At 69.8% G+C, this 15,779-nt stretch carries 11 protein-coding genes; 3 read left to right on the top strand and 8 right to left on the bottom strand.

Annotated elements, in window-relative coordinates; translation table 11 throughout:
• Positions 1–71: 71 nt before the first annotated feature.
• A complete protein-coding gene (locus tag ASF57_RS19945) occupies positions 72–1,859 on the bottom strand; it encodes an acyl-CoA dehydrogenase C-terminal domain-containing protein (protein WP_056486565.1) in 1,788 nt (595 codons plus the stop codon).
• 307 nt (positions 1,860–2,166) lie between these two features.
• Between ASF57_RS19945 and ASF57_RS19950 the strand changes: the two genes are divergently transcribed.
• Together ASF57_RS19950 and ASF57_RS19955 are read left to right on the top strand one after the other, a co-directional pair.
• Entirely contained in the window at positions 2,167–5,466 is a 3,300-nt protein-coding gene (locus ASF57_RS19950) for an SEL1-like repeat protein (protein WP_156376250.1), read from the top strand.
• A 294-nt stretch (positions 5,467–5,760) separates the two neighbouring features.
• Positions 5,761–6,198: a DUF3429 domain-containing protein gene (locus ASF57_RS19955; protein WP_056188523.1), complete on the top strand. Its 438-nt coding sequence runs from the start codon at positions 5,761–5,763 to the stop codon at positions 6,196–6,198.
• A 16-nt stretch (positions 6,199–6,214) separates the two neighbouring features.
• On the opposite strand, the gene pdeM is transcribed toward ASF57_RS19955, so the two are convergent.
• From pdeM to ASF57_RS19970, 3 genes are read right to left on the bottom strand one after another with little or no spacing between them, the layout of a single operon-like run.
• Positions 6,215–6,928: a ligase-associated DNA damage response endonuclease PdeM gene (gene pdeM / locus ASF57_RS19960; protein ID WP_056188519.1), complete on the bottom strand. Its 714-nt coding sequence runs from the start codon at positions 6,926–6,928 to the stop codon at positions 6,215–6,217.
• A 40-nt stretch (positions 6,929–6,968) separates the two neighbouring features.
• On the bottom strand, positions 6,969–9,611 hold the full coding sequence (locus tag ASF57_RS19965; protein ID WP_056486746.1) for a ligase-associated DNA damage response DEXH box helicase: 2,643 nt from the start codon (positions 9,609–9,611) through the stop codon (positions 6,969–6,971).
• The gene (locus ASF57_RS19970) at positions 9,608–10,570 is read right to left on the bottom strand and encodes an alpha/beta hydrolase (protein WP_056188515.1); all 963 of its coding nucleotides are present in this window, start codon (positions 10,568–10,570) and stop codon (positions 9,608–9,610) included. Before ASF57_RS19970 ends, ASF57_RS19965 begins: the two co-directional genes overlap by 4 nt.
• 214 nt (positions 10,571–10,784) lie before the next feature.
• On the opposite strand from ASF57_RS19970, the gene ASF57_RS19975 reads away from it, so the two are divergent.
• A complete protein-coding gene (locus tag ASF57_RS19975) occupies positions 10,785–11,132 on the top strand; it encodes a DUF6460 domain-containing protein (RefSeq protein WP_056188512.1) in 348 nt (115 codons plus the stop codon).
• A 93-nt stretch (positions 11,133–11,225) separates the two neighbouring features.
• Here the strand turns inward: ASF57_RS19975 and ASF57_RS19980 are convergent, their stop codons facing one another.
• From ASF57_RS19980 to nadA, 4 genes are all read right to left on the bottom strand, one after another.
• Positions 11,226–11,888 (bottom strand): L,D-transpeptidase, encoded by a 663-nt coding sequence (locus ASF57_RS19980; protein WP_056188509.1) that lies wholly within the window; start codon positions 11,886–11,888, stop codon positions 11,226–11,228.
• A gap of 193 nt (positions 11,889–12,081) precedes the next feature.
• A complete protein-coding gene (gene nadC, locus ASF57_RS19985) occupies positions 12,082–12,960 on the bottom strand; it encodes a carboxylating nicotinate-nucleotide diphosphorylase (protein WP_056486572.1) in 879 nt (292 codons plus the stop codon).
• A 69-nt stretch (positions 12,961–13,029) separates the two neighbouring features.
• Complete coding sequence (locus ASF57_RS19990) at positions 13,030–14,574, bottom strand: L-aspartate oxidase (protein ID WP_056486577.1); 1,545 nt, start codon at positions 14,572–14,574, stop codon at positions 13,030–13,032.
• Positions 14,571–15,632, bottom strand: a complete 1,062-nt coding sequence (gene nadA / locus ASF57_RS19995; protein ID WP_244477033.1) for a quinolinate synthase NadA — start codon at positions 15,630–15,632, stop codon at positions 14,571–14,573. The genes ASF57_RS19990 and nadA overlap by 4 nt, the downstream gene beginning before the upstream one ends.
• Between the last annotated feature and the right edge of the window lie 147 nt (positions 15,633–15,779).

The raw sequence follows: 15,779 nt of genomic DNA on the forward strand, positions 1-15,779 counted from the left end.
GTTCTGGATTCCGGGTTCGCTCTGCGAGCGCCCCGGAATGACGCGGTAGCCTGAAGGACTGTCGGTCCGGTCTAAAACGCCTCGGCGCCAAGCGCCATCGTCGTCTCGGCCCCGGCCTTGATCCGGACCAGCCGGGTCGCGGTCTCCGGCAGCATCCGTTCCATGTAGAAGCGCCCGACCACAAGCTTGGCGGCCATCGCCTCGGACGGCGCCTCGGCTTGGCGCGCCAGGGCGGCCTTGGCGATGCGGGCCCACATGTAGCCCAAGGCGACGAGGCCGAGCAGGTGCATGTAGTCGGTGGCACCCGCGCCAGCATTGTCAGGCTTGGAGAAGGCGTTCTGCATGAACCACATGGTGGCGCCCTGCAGGTCGTTGAGCCCGGCCTGGAGCGGCGCGACGTAGGGCTTCATCGCCTCGTCCTCGCCGTGGTCCTTGAGGAAGGTCTGGACCTCGCCGAGGAAGCTCATCATCGCCCGGCCGCCGTCCTTGGGCAGCTTGCGGCCGATCAGGTCCATGGCCTGGATGCCGTTGGCGCCCTCGTAGATCATGGCGATCCGGGCATCGCGCACGAATTGCGACATGCCCCATTCTTCGATGTAGCCGTGCCCGCCGAACATCTGCTGGGCCTCGACCGCGTTGGCGAAGCCGCGATCGGTCAGCACGCCCTTCACCACCGGAGTCATCAGCCCCATGTGGTCTTCCGCCGCCTGGCGCTGCTTCTCGTCATCCGAGCGATGGCCGATATCGGCCTGCAGCGCGGTCCAGAGCACGAGGGCGCGGGCGGCCTCGTTGAAGGCGCGGATGCCCATCAGGGTCCGGCGCACGTCGGGGTGGACGATGATCGGGTCGGCCGCCTTCTCGGGGGCCTTGGCGCCGGTGAGCGCGCGGCCCTGGAGGCGATCCTTCGCGTAGGCGACGGCGTTCTGATAGGCGACCTCGGACTGGCCCAGTCCCTGGATGCCGACCGCGAGGCGGGCCTCGTTCATCATGACGAACATCGCGTTCAGGCCGCGATTCTCCTGGCCGACCAGCCAGCCCTTGGCGCCGTCGTAGTTCATGACGCAGGTCGAGTTGCCGTGGATGCCCATCTTGTGCTCGAGGGAGCCGCATGAGACCGGGTTGCGCTCGCCCACCGAGCCGTCCGCGTTGACCAGAAACTTCGGCACCACGAAGAGCGAGATGCCCTTGGTGCCGGCCGGGGCGCCCTCGATGCGGGCGATGACGAGGTGGATGATGTTCTCGGACAGGTCGTGCTCGCCGGCCGAGATGAAGATCTTCGTGCCGGTCAGGCTGTAGGAGCCGTCGCCGTTGGGCACCGCCTTGGTCTTGAGGAGGCCGAGATCCGTGCCGCAATGGGGCTCGGTGAGGTTCATGGTGCCGGTCCAGGCGCCCTCCACCATCTTCGGCAGGTAGAGCGATTTCTGCGCCTCGGAGCCGTGCACCTCCAGGGCGGCCATCGCGCCCTGGGTCAGGCCCGGATACATGCCGAGCGCCAGGTTGGCTCCCGAGGCGAATTCCTGGATCGCGCTGTTGAGGGTGTGTGGCAGGGCCTGTCCGCCATAGGCCTCGGGCATCGACAGCCCCATCCAGCCGCCCTGCGCGTAGGCGTCGTAGGCGGCCTTGAACCCCTTCGGCGTCGTGACGCTGCCGTCCGGATGCCGGGTGCAGCCCTCCCGGTCGCCGATGGCGTTCAGGGGGGCCAGCACGGTCTCGGCGAGCTTGGCGCCCTCGTTCAGCACGGCCTCAATCACGTCGGGAGAGGCGTCCGAGAAGCCGCGCAGGTTGTCGTAGCGGTGAAACCCGAGCACGTCGTTCAGCAGGAACAGGACGTCCTCGACCGGTGCCTTGTAGCTGGGCATCGCGCATCATCTCCCGGAAACCGCTGCGGTCCTGACCACCCTTCCGGCCGCCGGCGCACCTGATGGTTCATATCTAAACTATTCTTTGACGAGTGCAATGGGCGTGAGCCCTGGCCGCGCACAGATTCGGAGTGCGAGCCGGTAGCGTTCCCCGGCTGTAAACCCGCAATCGACGGCATCTTAACCGGCTGTTTACCAAGACTACCAAATGTCACGGATGATGGATCTGACGTTAACCCGCCGTCTCGGTTCCAGCGGCGGGAGCATTCGCGGATCGAGCCATGGACTTCGCCAGTCAGGTTTGACGATGACACGCAACGCCACGCTCAACCTCGAAGGCTTCGATCCCGACGTTCTCGAGGCGGCGCGCGACGTCGCACGCCGCGCGGGCGTTCCGGTCGAGACTTGGATCGCCTCCATCGTCGAACCCAGCGCCCTCGTCGCGTCGCCGTCAGCCATCCCTTCCTCTGTCCACGTGCCGGCGCCCGAAAAGCCCCGTCAGGCCGAACCGGTCGACAGCCCGCACCCGATTCCGCCGGCGGTGGAATCACCGGCGTCGCCCCCCGGCATGAACGCGGCCCTCGCGGAGATGATGCGGCGTCTCGACGGCATCGACCAGCGCATCGCCTCGGAGACCAAGCCGTCCCCAAATATCGAGGCCCAGCCCGTCGCAGGCCTCGAGGAGTCCCGCATCGCTTCGGCCGGGACCGGTAGTCCCCCGGGCGACGCGATGGCCGAACGCCTCGCCGCCATTGAGCGCCGGATGAACGAACTCGGCGAGCAGATCGCCACGCCGCGTCCCCTCGGCCGTCGCGGCCGGCCGGCCGTCACCGAGGTCCGCGAAGCGGTCAGCGAAATCCGCCAGCGCCAGCGCGAACTCGCCGGTGGCGTCGTCGCATCCGCGCCGGTCGTCGCCCCCGAGCCGCGCTCCGACGCCGCAGTCGAGTCCGTCGCCATCGCCGAGTTGCAGACAGAGACCCTGCGGCTGCGCGAATCGATCGGAAGCCTCGCCAGCGGCCGTGATGTCGGCGCGCTCGAGAAGGCGATGCACGCCCTCGCGGCCGACGTCCAGAAGGTCCAGGCCCCGTCCGACCTCGCCGCCATCGCGGCCCCCATCGAGGCCATCCGGGTCCAGGTCGAGCGCCTGGCCGAGGATGTCGCCGAGAACGTCCACGCCCGCGTCGCTGCCGATGTCGAGCGCCTGGCCGCCAAGATGGACGGCGTCGCTCCCGGCTTCGCCGAACAGGATGTGCTGGCCGGCCTGTTCCGCGAACTCGACGAGATCCGCCGCCTGATCGGGTCGCTGCCCGGGCTCGAGCGGATTCAGAGCCTCGCCGTCGGCCTCCAGTCGATCAGCAACCAGATCTCCCAGCTCCACGAGGGGATGCCGGGCGAGACCACGGGGCTTGCCGAGCTTCGTCCGCTCCTGGAGGAGATCCGCCTCGGGCTCCGGTCGCGGTCGGATGCCGGCATCGGCGAGCAGATCAAGAAGATGAGCGTCAAGCTCGATGCCCTCCGGGGCAGCGGCGAGACGGTGTCGTACACTGATTCCGACGCGATCCTTCATCGCATTGATGCCCTGGCCGAGACGGTCGAGCGGGTCAGCATCAACCCGGTCGGCGACCTGATCGGCCGCCTCGAAGATCTCGGGGCGACCCTGCGCCGACCCGCGATGCCGGACGAGAATCTCGCCTCCATCCACGGCATGCTGCACGAGCTGACCGTCAAGCTCGATCGCATCGGCACGAGCGAGGGTCCGCGTGACGAGGGCCTCGACGCCCTGGAGCAGCAGGTCCTGGCCCTGGCCGGACGCATCGACACCCGCGACGCAGACCCGGCGCTCGCCGGTCTCCAGCGGACCATGACCGACCTGCTCGATCAGGTCTCGGCCCTGCGGGCCGAGGCGCCGATCGAGGCCGCGGTGGAGCGCGCAGCGCGCAATGCCGTCGCTGAAACCATGGGGTCGGCGGCCGAAACCGGCGAAGTCGCCCTACTGCGGGCCAGCCTCGCCGACCTGCGCGCCCATCAGGTCGCGTCCGAGCAGCGGATGCAGTCGACGCTTACCGGCGTCTACGCGGCTTTGGAGCGTCTCGTCGGCCGCGTCGGTCCGACGGATGCGGAGATCGCGGCCCCCGCCACCCCCCGTCCGGGCAAGGACGCGCCTGACACGGAAACAACCGAGACCCTTGCCGCTGCGGCGAGACCGGTTCGGCGCCCGGCCGAGATGCGCGCCGGCCGCCCGGCCTCTGCCGGTCCCGACCTGCCGCTGGAGCCGGGCGCGGGGCGTCCGGGCCGCGAGCGCTCCGCCGATCGGCTCGGCGCCGACGAGACCCAGAGCGCCGGCGACAGCGACATCAAGACCAGCTTCATCGCCGCGGCCCGGCGGGCCGCCCAGGCCGCCCAGGCCGAGGCTTCGGGACAGTCCGCAATCTCGGCGGCTCAGGCGCAGCGGGACAACACCCAGGCCTCCGATCCGCGCGGCCGTCTCGCGCGCTTCCGCAGCGGCATCGACCGCCGCCGCAAGCCGCTCCTGCTCGGACTGGCCGCCGTGGTGTTGCTGCTCGGCGCCCTCCAGGCCCTGACCACCAAGAAGACCGCCGACACCGATCAGCTCGCGGGCGAGCCCGTCGCGGCCGTATCCACACCCCAGGGTGGCCCCGCCGGCGTTGCTGCGAAGACCACGCAGGGTGCTGTCAATGCCGATGGGGTGGCGGCCGCATCGAAGCCGCAGGACGGCCAGGGCACGGCGACGGCGATCCCCGATCCCCAGACCACGCAATCCCTTGGCGACAATCGCGCGTCCCCCGAGAGTTCCGCCCCCAAGCCCGCGAGCGCGATCGGACCGGGCGCGGCCCGCCCCCCGCTGCCGCGCGTCGCCTCCATGGCGACCCTGTCCTCCGAGCTCGGCGTCGTTCCGGCAACCTTGAGCAAGCTGCGCCAGGCCGCCCTCGAGGGCGATACGGCTGCGGCCTACGATCTCGCCAGCCGGGCCAGCGAGGGCCGCGGCATGGTGCGCAACCCGGTTCTGGCCGGGAAGATCTACGAGCAGGTGGCTGCGAGCGGCTTCGCGCCGGCCCAGTACAAGCTTGGAAACCTCTACGAGAAGGGGATCGGCGTCACCCGCGACCTCGCACAGGCGAAACTCTGGTACGGGCGAGCGGCGGACCTCGGCAACGCCCGCGCCATGCACAACCTCGCGGTCATTCACGCCGAGAACCCCGCTGCGGCGGGCAAGCCGGACTTCGCCACCGCATCCGGCTGGTTCAAGCGCGCCGCCGAATTCGGCCTGCGGGACAGCCAGTACAATCTGGCGGTGCTCTATGCCCGCGGCATGGGCGTGCAGCAGGATCTGGTCCAATCCTACCTCTGGTTCTCCGCCGCTGCGGCGCAGGGCGACGAGGACGCCGGGAAGAAGCGTGACGACGTGGCGGCCAAGCTGGAGCCGAAGGATCTGGCCGCCGCCCGCGCCCAGGCCGAGGCTTTCAAGGCGAAGGTGCCGGAGCCGAGCGCCAACGCCGTTCCAGCGCCGGCCGTGACCGAGAACACCATGAGCCTTCTCGGAGCACCGCCACCGACCACGGCGATCCCGCCCGGCCGCCGGACCTGACGCTGCATCTCGCTTCGAAGCCCATGCTTCAGGCCGGCTGCCGCTGGGCGCACGCCACGGTGCCGGGTTCGGCAGGCCTGCGAGCTTCTGCCGCCGTCTCGCAATGCAGCGAACCGGGCTTTTCGGGCGTTGGAAAATCGGTGATCCTTTAAAAGGAGACCGGTGACGGAGCTGCACGCCAGACCCGGCCCGGCTTTCCCATCCTGGTAAATCCACTCCGGAATCATCCATCCCGGAGATATCCATGCCGGAATACATGCCGCCGGTCGCGGCGTTCGGAAGAGCGGAGAACTGATGGCGCGCCTGACGTCGGTCCCACCGGCCGCCCTCATCCTGGGGATCGCCGGGCTGATTCCTTTCCTGGGGTTCGCGCTGCTCTCGGTCAGCGGCTCCGATGGCGGTCTCAGCACCATCGGCCTCAGCCCACGCCTCGTGCTCTCGACCTACGGCGCCGTGATCGCGTCCTTTCTCGGCGGCATCCGCTGGGGAGCGGCCGCCGCACGGAATTCCGGCAGCGCCGACTACGCCATCGCCATCCTGCCCTCGCTGATCGCCTGGGCGGCCTTGGCCGCACCGGCCCCCTGGGATCTGCGCATCCTCGGTATCCTGGTCCTGGCCTGGGGCTTCGTCGACCAGGACTTGCCCCGCCGCGGCCTGGTCCCGGTCTGGCTCGGGCGCCTGCGCCTCGTCCTGTCGGGCGTCGCCGGCGCGTCGCTGCTGATCGCGGCCTGATCGACCGGACCCCGCCTCAATCCTTGCTGAGCATCGCCTTGCCGATGGCGAAGACGCGGCCGTCGCCGAGGAGATGAGCGGTGAAGCCGGCGGGAAACAGCGGCTCGAAGACTGGGTTGCGGACGTTGAGACCGCCCGCGTAGGCGCCGAAGGCCGGCATGATCATCCGACGGCCATCGGTGACGAAGCAGCGGCGGCGCACCGCCCGGCCGCGCATCGCGACCTTGCCGCAGGGGTGGAGATGCCCGGCGATCTCGCCCTCGGGCGCGTCGGGGGTCGGCTCGTGACGCAGGGTCAGCCCGCCGAGAAGCAGCGTCTCGGCGTAGCGTCCGCCGACGCCCTCGCTCACCGCATGATCGTGGTTGCCGGCGATCCAGACCCAGTCGCGCCCGTCCTGGAGCGCGGCCACCATGGCGCGGTCGCCGGGCTCCATCCGCTCGGGGCCACGCGCATCGTGGAAGGAATCGCCGAGCGCCACGACGCAGGCTGGATCGAGGCGGACCACCGCCTCGTGCAGGCACGCCAGGGTTTCGCGGGTGTCGTAGGGCGGCAGGAACTGGCCCGAGCGCGCCGCGAAGGCCGAGCCCTTCTCCAGGTGCAGATCGGACACGATCAGGGTCCGGTGAGCGGCGAGCCAGAGACCGCCGCAGAGGTCGAGGGCCAGGGTTTCGCCGGCGAGGGTCAGGCCGGGGGCCTTCGTGGTCTTCTCAAGTCTCTGGCCGAGCGCCAAAACCGCATCCTCTGTCTTCGGGAAGGGGGGCCTCACCCGCTCAAGCCAGCGCTTCTTCAAGCAACTGCGCCTCGGCTTCGGCCAGGATCTCGTCCGCGCCCTCGCCGTAGACCCGTTCACGCCCGATTTCGAGCATCACGGAGACGGAGAGCGGCGAAACGCGATCGAGTGCCTTGTGGATGATTCGCCCCTGGATGCGCCTCAACATCATACCGAGGCGCTTCACGTCGAGGAGTCCGGTTGCCGCATCCTGGCGCGCGGCCCTGAGCAGAAGGTGGTCCGGCTGGTGCTTGCGCAGCACGTCGTAGACCAGATCGGTCGACATCGTGACCTGGCGTCCGGTCTTGGCCTGGCCGGGATAGCGACGCTCGATCAGGCCGGCGATGACCGCGCATTGGCGGAAGGTGCGCTTCATCATGGCGGATTCGTCGAGCCAGGCTTCGAGGTCGTCGCCCAGCATGTCCTCGGCGAACAAACCCTCGAGAAAGTCGGTTTCGCGCCCGATGCGCTCGCCGACATCCCGGTTCAGCCAGATCGCGATGCCGTAATCGTTGGCGGCAAAGCCGAGGGGCCGCATCCGCGCCCGCTCCAGGCGCCGGGTCAGCAGCATGCCCAGCGTCTGATGCGCCAGCCGCCCCTCGAACGGAAAGGCCGTGAGGTAGAAGCGCCCGGCCCGCGGAAACGTCTCGACCAGCAGGTCGCGCGCGCCCGGCAGGATCGAGCGGCTGCGCTGCTGCACCAGATAATCGGCCACCTGCTTCGGCAAACGGTCCCATTCGAAGGGATCGGCAATCAGCGCCCGGACCCGGTCGGCGAGGAAGGTCGAGATCGGGAATTTGGCGCCGGCATAGGACGGGATAGCGGGGTCGGTGCCGGGACCGGCGCGGGTCGCCAGCGCCTCGTCCTCGGCGAGGCCCTCGAAGCGCAGGACTTCGCCGGCGAACAGGAAGGTATCGCCCGGGGTCAGGGTGTCAGCGAAGTCCTCTTCGATCTCGCCCAGCACCCGGCCGCCCTTCGGCAGGATTGCCCCGGGCTTGCCGCGCACCCCGCGCGCCAGCCGGACCTTGACCTTGGCCGATTCGACGATGGTGCCGACGTTCATCCGGTACTGCTGGGCGATGCGGGCATCGCGCACCCGCCACAGGCCGTCCGGCCCCCGCAGGATCTTGGCGAAGCGCTCATAGGCGCGCAGCGCGTAGCCGCCGGTGGCGACGTAATCGACCACCGCCTCGAAATCCTCCCACGACAACGTCGCGTAGGGCGCGGCCGAGGTGATCTCCTCGTAGAGCATGACCGGATCGAAGGCATCGGCGCAGGCCATGCCGAGGACGTGCTGGGCCAGGACGTCCGGGGCGCCGAGGCGGGCATCCGGCGTGTCCTGGGCGGCCGCTTCCACGGCGTCGAGGGCCGCCTGGCACTCCAGCATCTCGAACCGGTTCGCCGGCACGAGGTAGGCCTTGGAGGGCTCGTCCATGCGGTGATTGGCGCGGCCGATGCGCTGCATGATCCGGCTGGCGCCCTTCGGGGCGCCGATATTCACCACGAGGTCGACATCGCCCCAGTCGATGCCGAGGTCCAGGGTGGCGGTGCAGACGATGGCCCGCAACTGCCCGGCCGCCATGGCGGCCTCGACTCGCCGGCGTTGCGTCGCGTCGAGCGAGCCGTGGTGCAGGGCGATCGGATAGTTCTCCTCGTTGATCCGCCACAACTCCTGAAAGGTGTACTCCGCCTGGAGCCGGGTGTTGACGAAGACCAGTACGGTCCTGTGCTGTCCGATCAGGTCGTAGATCGCGGGCATCGCCTGCCAGGCCGTGTGGCCGGCGAGTGGCAGGGTCAGGCCCGTGTCGAGCATGCGCAGGTCGGGCGCCGCGCCGCCCTTGACGACCACCAGTTCGGCCATGGCCGGCCGAGACTCTCCCTCCCTTCCGGGGGAGGGCGGTCGCGGAGCGACCGGGAGAGGGGCCACGCTAATCCCTTCGGATGGGGCGGTGCTTCCCTCTCGCGACTCCATCCGTGGGTCACCCTCTCCCCCAGAGGGGGGAGGGTTGGGCGCCTGCGGGACCAGATAGCGACGCAGCTCGTCCGGCTCGCGCACGGTCGCGGACAATCCGATAGCGGTCAGGCCCGGACTGAGCCGATGCAGCCGCGCCAGGGCGAGGGCCAGCAGATCCCCGCGCTTCGAGGTCACCAGGGCGTGCAGTTCGTCGAGGACGACGCAGGACAGATTGGCAAACAGGTCGGCTGCCTCGCGATGGGCGATCAGCAGGGCGAGCTGTTCCGGTGTGGTGAGCAGGATATCGGGCGGACGCGCGATCTGCCGGGTGCGCTTGTGCGAAGGGGTGTCACCGGTTCGCGTCTCGACCTGGATGCCGAGCCCCATTTCGGCAACCGGCGCGTCGAGATTGCGCGCGATATCGACGGCCAGCGCCTTGAGGGGCGAGATGTAGAGCGTGTGCAATCCGGACCGCTCGGCCGAAGGCGGTCGCTCCGCCAGGGCGGTCAGGCTCGGAAGGAAGCCCGCCAGGGTCTTGCCCGCGCCGGTCGGCGCGACCAGGAGCGCCGAGCGCCCACCCCGCACGATGTCGAGCAGGTCGAGCTGGTGTGGACGCGGCGTCCAGCCGCGCGATGCGAACCAAGTCGCGAAGCGCTGCGGAAGCAGGGACCTAGCCGGGGGCTTGCTCAGGCCAGGGCCATCAGGAAGCGGTCGATCAGTTCGAGGGCGCGCTCCGTCATGGCCCCCGGATACCGGACGAAGACGTGGCATCCGCCGGCATAGATCGCCGTGTGCCCGCCATTGCCGGCCGCGGCCCAGCGGGCCGACATGTAGAGCGTGTCGTCGAGGAGCGGATCGTGGGTGCCCACCGTGAACAGCGCCGGCGGCAGGCCCTTCAGGTCCGCATAGACCGGCGACACGTCGGGTCGACGCCGATCGATGCCGTCGCGGACGTAGACGTCGGCGAAGCGGGTCAGGTCTTCGGTGTTCACCACCAGGCGCTGGTCGCCCCAGTTGCGCACGCTCGGGGTCAGCCCGAGATCGAAGAAGCCCGCGTTGAGGTTGGCACCCCGAAAGGCGCGCGGCAGCCCGTGCCGGTCCCGCAGGCGCAGCAGCACCATCACGGCGAGTTGCGCGCCGGCGGACTCGCCGCCGACGGTCAGCGCATTGACGCCGAACTCGGCGCGGCCCGGGCCGGCCAGCCACAGGGCGGCCGCCTCGCAATCCTCCAGGGCCGCCGGGTACGGGTGTTCCGGCGCCAGGCGATATTCCACCGACAGGCAGACGAAGCCGCACACATCGGCGATGCGCTCGAGCCACGGGTCCTGCTCGTCGGCGGAGCCCCACACCCACCCGCCGCGATGGATGTGCAGGTAGGCGCCGCGCAGCTTCGTCCACTTCTTCGGATCGGGGCGGATGACGCGCAGCGCCAGCGGTCCCGCCGGTCCGTCGATGGTCAGGATCTCGGCCCGTGCGCTGCGGGGCATGGCCGGAGAGGCCTGGGTGCCCTGGCGGCGGCGGGCGCGGACCTCGGTGATCGGGATCGTCCAGGGATCGGCCTGCGCCGCATGCGCCGCCACGATCTCCTCGTTGAGACGCTTGGTCTCGGGATCGATCATCGCCGGATCGAACAGGGCGTGGTCGATCATGAATCGGTTCGTTTCATTGACGCGTCAGTCGGCAGGGCGAAAATCTGATCGTAAGATGGGACCGTGCATGAAGCGGTGCCATCCATCCCATGTGCGAAACCGCCTAACGCGCGCATACGCGATGGGTTTCGTCGGACCTGTGTCGCTTCCGTCACGGTTCCGCCGGCTTCCCCGCGTTGGACAGGCGGCACAGCCCCGTCTCAGGACAGACCGCATGACCCTCGACCACGATCCACGGCGCCCGCCGCCCTATCCGGGGCAACCCTATGCCGGCGCGCCTTTCCCGGCGCACGACCGACGCTCGGCTGTGCGGCGCTTCCTCGGCGGCTCACCGGCGGCCGTATTCCTGAAGCTGCTGTTCCTGTCCGTCCTGGTCGGTGCCGTGATGGCGATGCTCGGCGTCACGCCCGGCCTGCTGTTCTGGCACGCCTACGACGCGATGCGCCGCCTGATCGACCTCGGGCTCGACACCTTCCACGATTTCGGACGCTGGATCCTGGCCGGAGCGGTGGTGGTGGTGCCGCTCTGGCTCCTGTCGCGCTTCTTCGCGGTCTCGAAATAGGCTGGGCCGGCGCGTGAACGAAACAGGGGCCGGCGTTTCCGCCGACCCCTCGTTCCACCGAGCCCGTGAAAGGTCGCTGACGACCGGAGTCGATCAGCGCTGGACGATGACCTTCGCGCCGACCTTGGCGCGGGTGTAGAGGTCGGCCACGTCGTCGTTGGTCATGCGGATGCAGCCCGACGACACGGCGGTGCCGATGGTCTCCGGCTCGTTCGAGCCGTGGATGCGGTAGATCGAGTTGCCGAGATACATGGCGCGGGCGCCGAGCGGGTTCTCGATGCCGCCCTTCATGAAGCGCGGCAGATCGGGGCGGCGACGCAGCATCTCCGACGGCGGGCGCCAATCCGGCCACTCGCGCTTCATCGTGATGGTCTGAACGCCACCCCAGGTGAAGCCCGGACGGCCGACGCCAACGCCGTAGCGCAGGGCCTTGCCGTCACCCAGCACGTAGTACAGGCGGCGCTCGGCGGTGGAGACCACGATGGTGCCGGGCGCGTAGCTGCCGGCGAAGGCGACTTCCTCGCGCTGGATGGCCGACATCTGCGGCACCGCCGAAGCCGGGCTCATCGGGTCGGCCGGCAGGGAGGCGTTGGCGGTCGGCAGGGCGACGGGCTCGTTCTGCGGACGCACCCGGATCACCAGGGCGTTGTCGAGCGGCTGCCGGGTCAGGGGGTCGATCTCGTAGGCGGCAGCGGGCGACGCCCACGCGCCCAGCGCGCAGACGAGCCCGGTCAGGGCGGGGGCGAAACGGCGCATCGGAGCCTCTCGAAGGCGAACGAAATCTATGGAAACGATCTGGAAAACTTGACGCACGCTACGGCGCGAAGTGTGCCCAAGACGTAAACGCTCACGCTTCAAAGCCAAGCTCTATTCGCACCGCAACGACGCTTGCGCGCGCGTCGTGATTTCATGGCAACACCGTGGCGTCGTTGCTGCTGCGCGAGGCGGCTCAGGCGGCGTCCAGGCCCAGATCGATGATCGGTGCGCTGTGGGTGATCCAGCCGCAGGAGATCAGGTCGACGCCCGACGCCGCGACAGCCCCGACGGTGTCGCGGTTGATCCGGCCGGACGCCTCGGCGATGGCCCGCCCGTCGATCATCGCCACGGCCTCGGCCAGTTGCTGCGGCGTCATGTTGTCGAGGAGCACCGCGTCGGCGCCGACCGAGAGCGCCTGGGCCAACTGTTCCAGGGTGTCGACCTCGACCTCGATCTTGACCAGATGGCCCGCATAGGCCCGCGCCCGCTCGATGGCCGGGACGATCCCACCGGCCACCGCCACGTGATTGTCCTTGATCAGCACCGCATCGTCGAGGCCGTAGCGGTGGTTGGAGCCGCCCCCGGCGCGGACTGCGTGCTTCTCCAGCGCCCGCAGCCCCGGCGTGGTCTTACGGGTGCAGACGATGCGCGCCTTGCCATGGGGGCGGGCCGCTTCGACGAGCGACGCGGTGGCGGTGGCGACACCCGACATCCGGCACAGGAGGTTCAGGGCGACCCGTTCCGCCGTCAGGATGGCTCGGGCCGGCCCGGCGAGGCGGATCACCACATCGCCCGGCTTCACCCGCGCGCCGTCGCCGCGCTCGACGCTGACCGATACGCTCGGATCGATCAGCCCGAAGGCGATCGTCGCCGCATCGACGCCGGAGATGACGCCATCCTGGCGCGCCGCGATGACGCCTTCCAGCCGCGCGCTGGACGGGACGATCGCGTCCGTGGTGATGTCGCCCGCCCGGCCGAGGTCTTCCAGCAGGGCCGCCCGGACGATGGGCTCCACCATGATGTGGGGCAGGGGCACGAGGTTGGTGCGGTCGGCGTTGGTGCGGTCGGGCATGATCCAGCTTCCGAAGAGGGGAACGAGGCGCGCGACCGCCGCGTCGTGGCAGGGCGGAGCGCGCCGGTGTCAGGCGGCGACGACGTCCCGGCCCGGTTCGAGGGCGTCCGCCGTCGCCCAGATTTCCGATAACGACATCTCCGTGTGCGCCGGCGCCACCTGCTGGGGATGATCGCTGCGCCAATGCGCGCCGCGGCTTTCCCGCCGCGACAAGGCGGAAGCCGCGATCGCGAGGCCCGTCAGGGCCGCGTCGCAACCGGCCCTGGCCGCGGGCGCGAGATGGCGGACCGCCTCGGTGAGCCCGTCCGCGTCGCGCACGACGCCGGCCTGACGCTCCAGGATGCGGCGCAGAGCCTCACGATCCGAGTCGAGACGCCGCTCCATCGGTTCGGCGCGGGCATAACCCGGCGCCGCCACACCGGAGACCGCCTCGGCGATCCACGGCGCGAACGCCATCGCTTCGAGGAGGGAGTTGCTGGCCAGCCGATTGGCGCCGTGCAGCCCCGTCGAGGCGACCTCGCCGCAGGCGAACAGTCCCGGTACGGTGCTGGCGCCGCTTCCGTTCACCTTCACGCCACCCATATGGTAGTGGGCGGCCGGTCGGACCGGGATCGCTTGTGTCCGCGGGTCGATGCCGGCCTCGGCACAGAGGCCGGCCACGGTGGGGAACCGCAGCGGCATCCGGGCACCGAGATCGCCCCGGCAATCGAGGAACACCCGGGCGCCGCGGGCCAGGGCCTGGAAGATCCCGCGCGCCACGACGTCCCGGGGCGCGAGATCGCCGCCGGCGATACCCGCCATCACGGGCGCGCCGGTCTCGTCGATCAGGCTCGCGCCTTCGCCGCGCAGGGCTTCCGTCGCCAACGGCATGGGATCGGCGCCGGTGGCGATGGCGGTGGGGTGGAACTGCACGAACTCCATGTCGCGCAGGATCGCCCCGGCCCGGGCCGCCAGGGCGAGGCCGCGCCCGGTGGCTCCCCGTGGATTGGTGGTCGAGGCATAGAGCGCGCCGACGCCGCCGGTCGCCAGAACCACGGCGCGTCCCGGCAGGGCGAAACGCGCGCCGTCGCGTTCGCAGATCACACCGGCCACGGCCCCTGACGAATCCCGCATCAGATCGCGGGCCGAGGCCACCAGGACGGAGATGGACGCTGTCCGGCCGACCGCGCGCACCAGTGTCTCGAGCACGATCCGACCGGTGGAATCGCCACCCGCCCGCACGATGCGGCGCCGGGAATGGGCCGCTTCGAGCCCGAGGGCGAGGGCACCGGCGGCATCCCGATCGAACGGCGCCGCCAGTGCGACCAGCCAGTCGATCAGGCCGGGGCCGGCGGCGGCCACGCGCAGAGCCACGTCGGCTTCCGTCAGTCCGGCGCCCGCCGCGACCGTATCCGCCGCATGGAGCGCCGGCGCGTCGTCATCGCCCATGGCGGCGGCGATGCCCCCCTGGGCCCAGCCCGTCGCGGTGCCGATCCCCAGGGGAGCGGCGGTGACGAGCGTGACGGGGCGCGGCGCGAGGCGCAGCGCCGTGGCGAGACCGGCGATCCCGGCGCCGACCACGATGATCCGGTCCGAGGCCGGCAGCGTGAAGGAGAACGGGGCGTGCGCGTTCATCGCGTCCGCACCGCGAGCATGCGTTCCACCGCCATCCGGGCGCGCTCGGCGAGTTCGGGCTCCACCGTGACCTCGTGCGTCATGGTCTCCAGGGCGTGGCGGATGTTCTTGAGGCTCATGCGCTTCATGTGCGGACACAGGTTGCAGGGCTTGATGAACTCGATGTCGGGATTGGCCGCCGCGATGTTGTCGCCCATCGAGCACTCGGTCACGAGCACCACCTGCTTGGGGCGCTTTTCCAGCACGAAGTTCATCATCATCGCGGTGGAGCCGGAGAAATCAGCCTCGGCGACGACCTCGGGCGGGCATTCCGGGTGGGTGATGACGGTGACGCCCGGATAGCTTTCGCGCACCTCGCGGATGTCGGCGGGCGTGAACTGCTCGTGCACCTCGCAATGGCCGGCCCAGGTCAGGATCTCGATCTCGGGCACCATCGCCTGGACGTTCTGGGCCAGGAACTCGTCCGGGATCATCAGCACGCGCGGTGCGTTCAGCGAGCGCACCACCTCGACCGCGTTGCCGGAGGTGCAGCACAGGTCGGATTCCGCCTTCACGGCCGCCGAGGTGTTGACGTAGGTCACGATCGGAACGCCGGGGTACTGGGCGCGGAGGCCGCGCACATCGGCTGCCGTGATCGAATCGGCCAGCGAGCAGCCGGCGCGCGTATCGGGAATGAGGACGGTCTTGCCGGGGTTCAGAAGCTTGGCCGTCTCCGCCATGAAGTGCACACCGGCGAGCACGATCACGTCGGCGTCGACCGTCACCGCCTCGCGAGCGAGCGCCAGGCTGTCGCCGACGATGTCGGACACCGTGTGGAAGATCTCCGGCGCCTGATAGTTGTGGGCCAGGATGACGGCGTTGCGGGTCTTCTTCAGTTCGAGGATTGCGGCGACATCCTCGGCCAAGGCCGGCCACTCGATCGCCGGGATATGACGGCTCACGCGGGCGTAGATGTCCGGCAGTGGGAAGCCGGCGGGGAGAGGTTGATTCGCGGGAACGCCCTGGCTCCCAGGAAGCCCCTGGAAAGTCGGCGTGATCGGGAGACTGGTCGCTGCCATTGCGCGTCCTCACTTATGCTCAATCTGAGCATTGTGCCGACTAACGTAGGCGGCGCCGGACCCGTTGTCCAGATATGCAGGGTTTGAGCATAACGTTTTTGCGGCGCGAAAATGACGCTGCACTGCAAATGTCATTGCGGCCTGTCG

The sequence above is a fragment of the Methylobacterium sp. Leaf117 genome (genome assembly GCF_001422985.1).
In the GTDB taxonomy this organism is placed as follows: Bacteria; Pseudomonadota; Alphaproteobacteria; order Rhizobiales; family Beijerinckiaceae; genus Methylobacterium.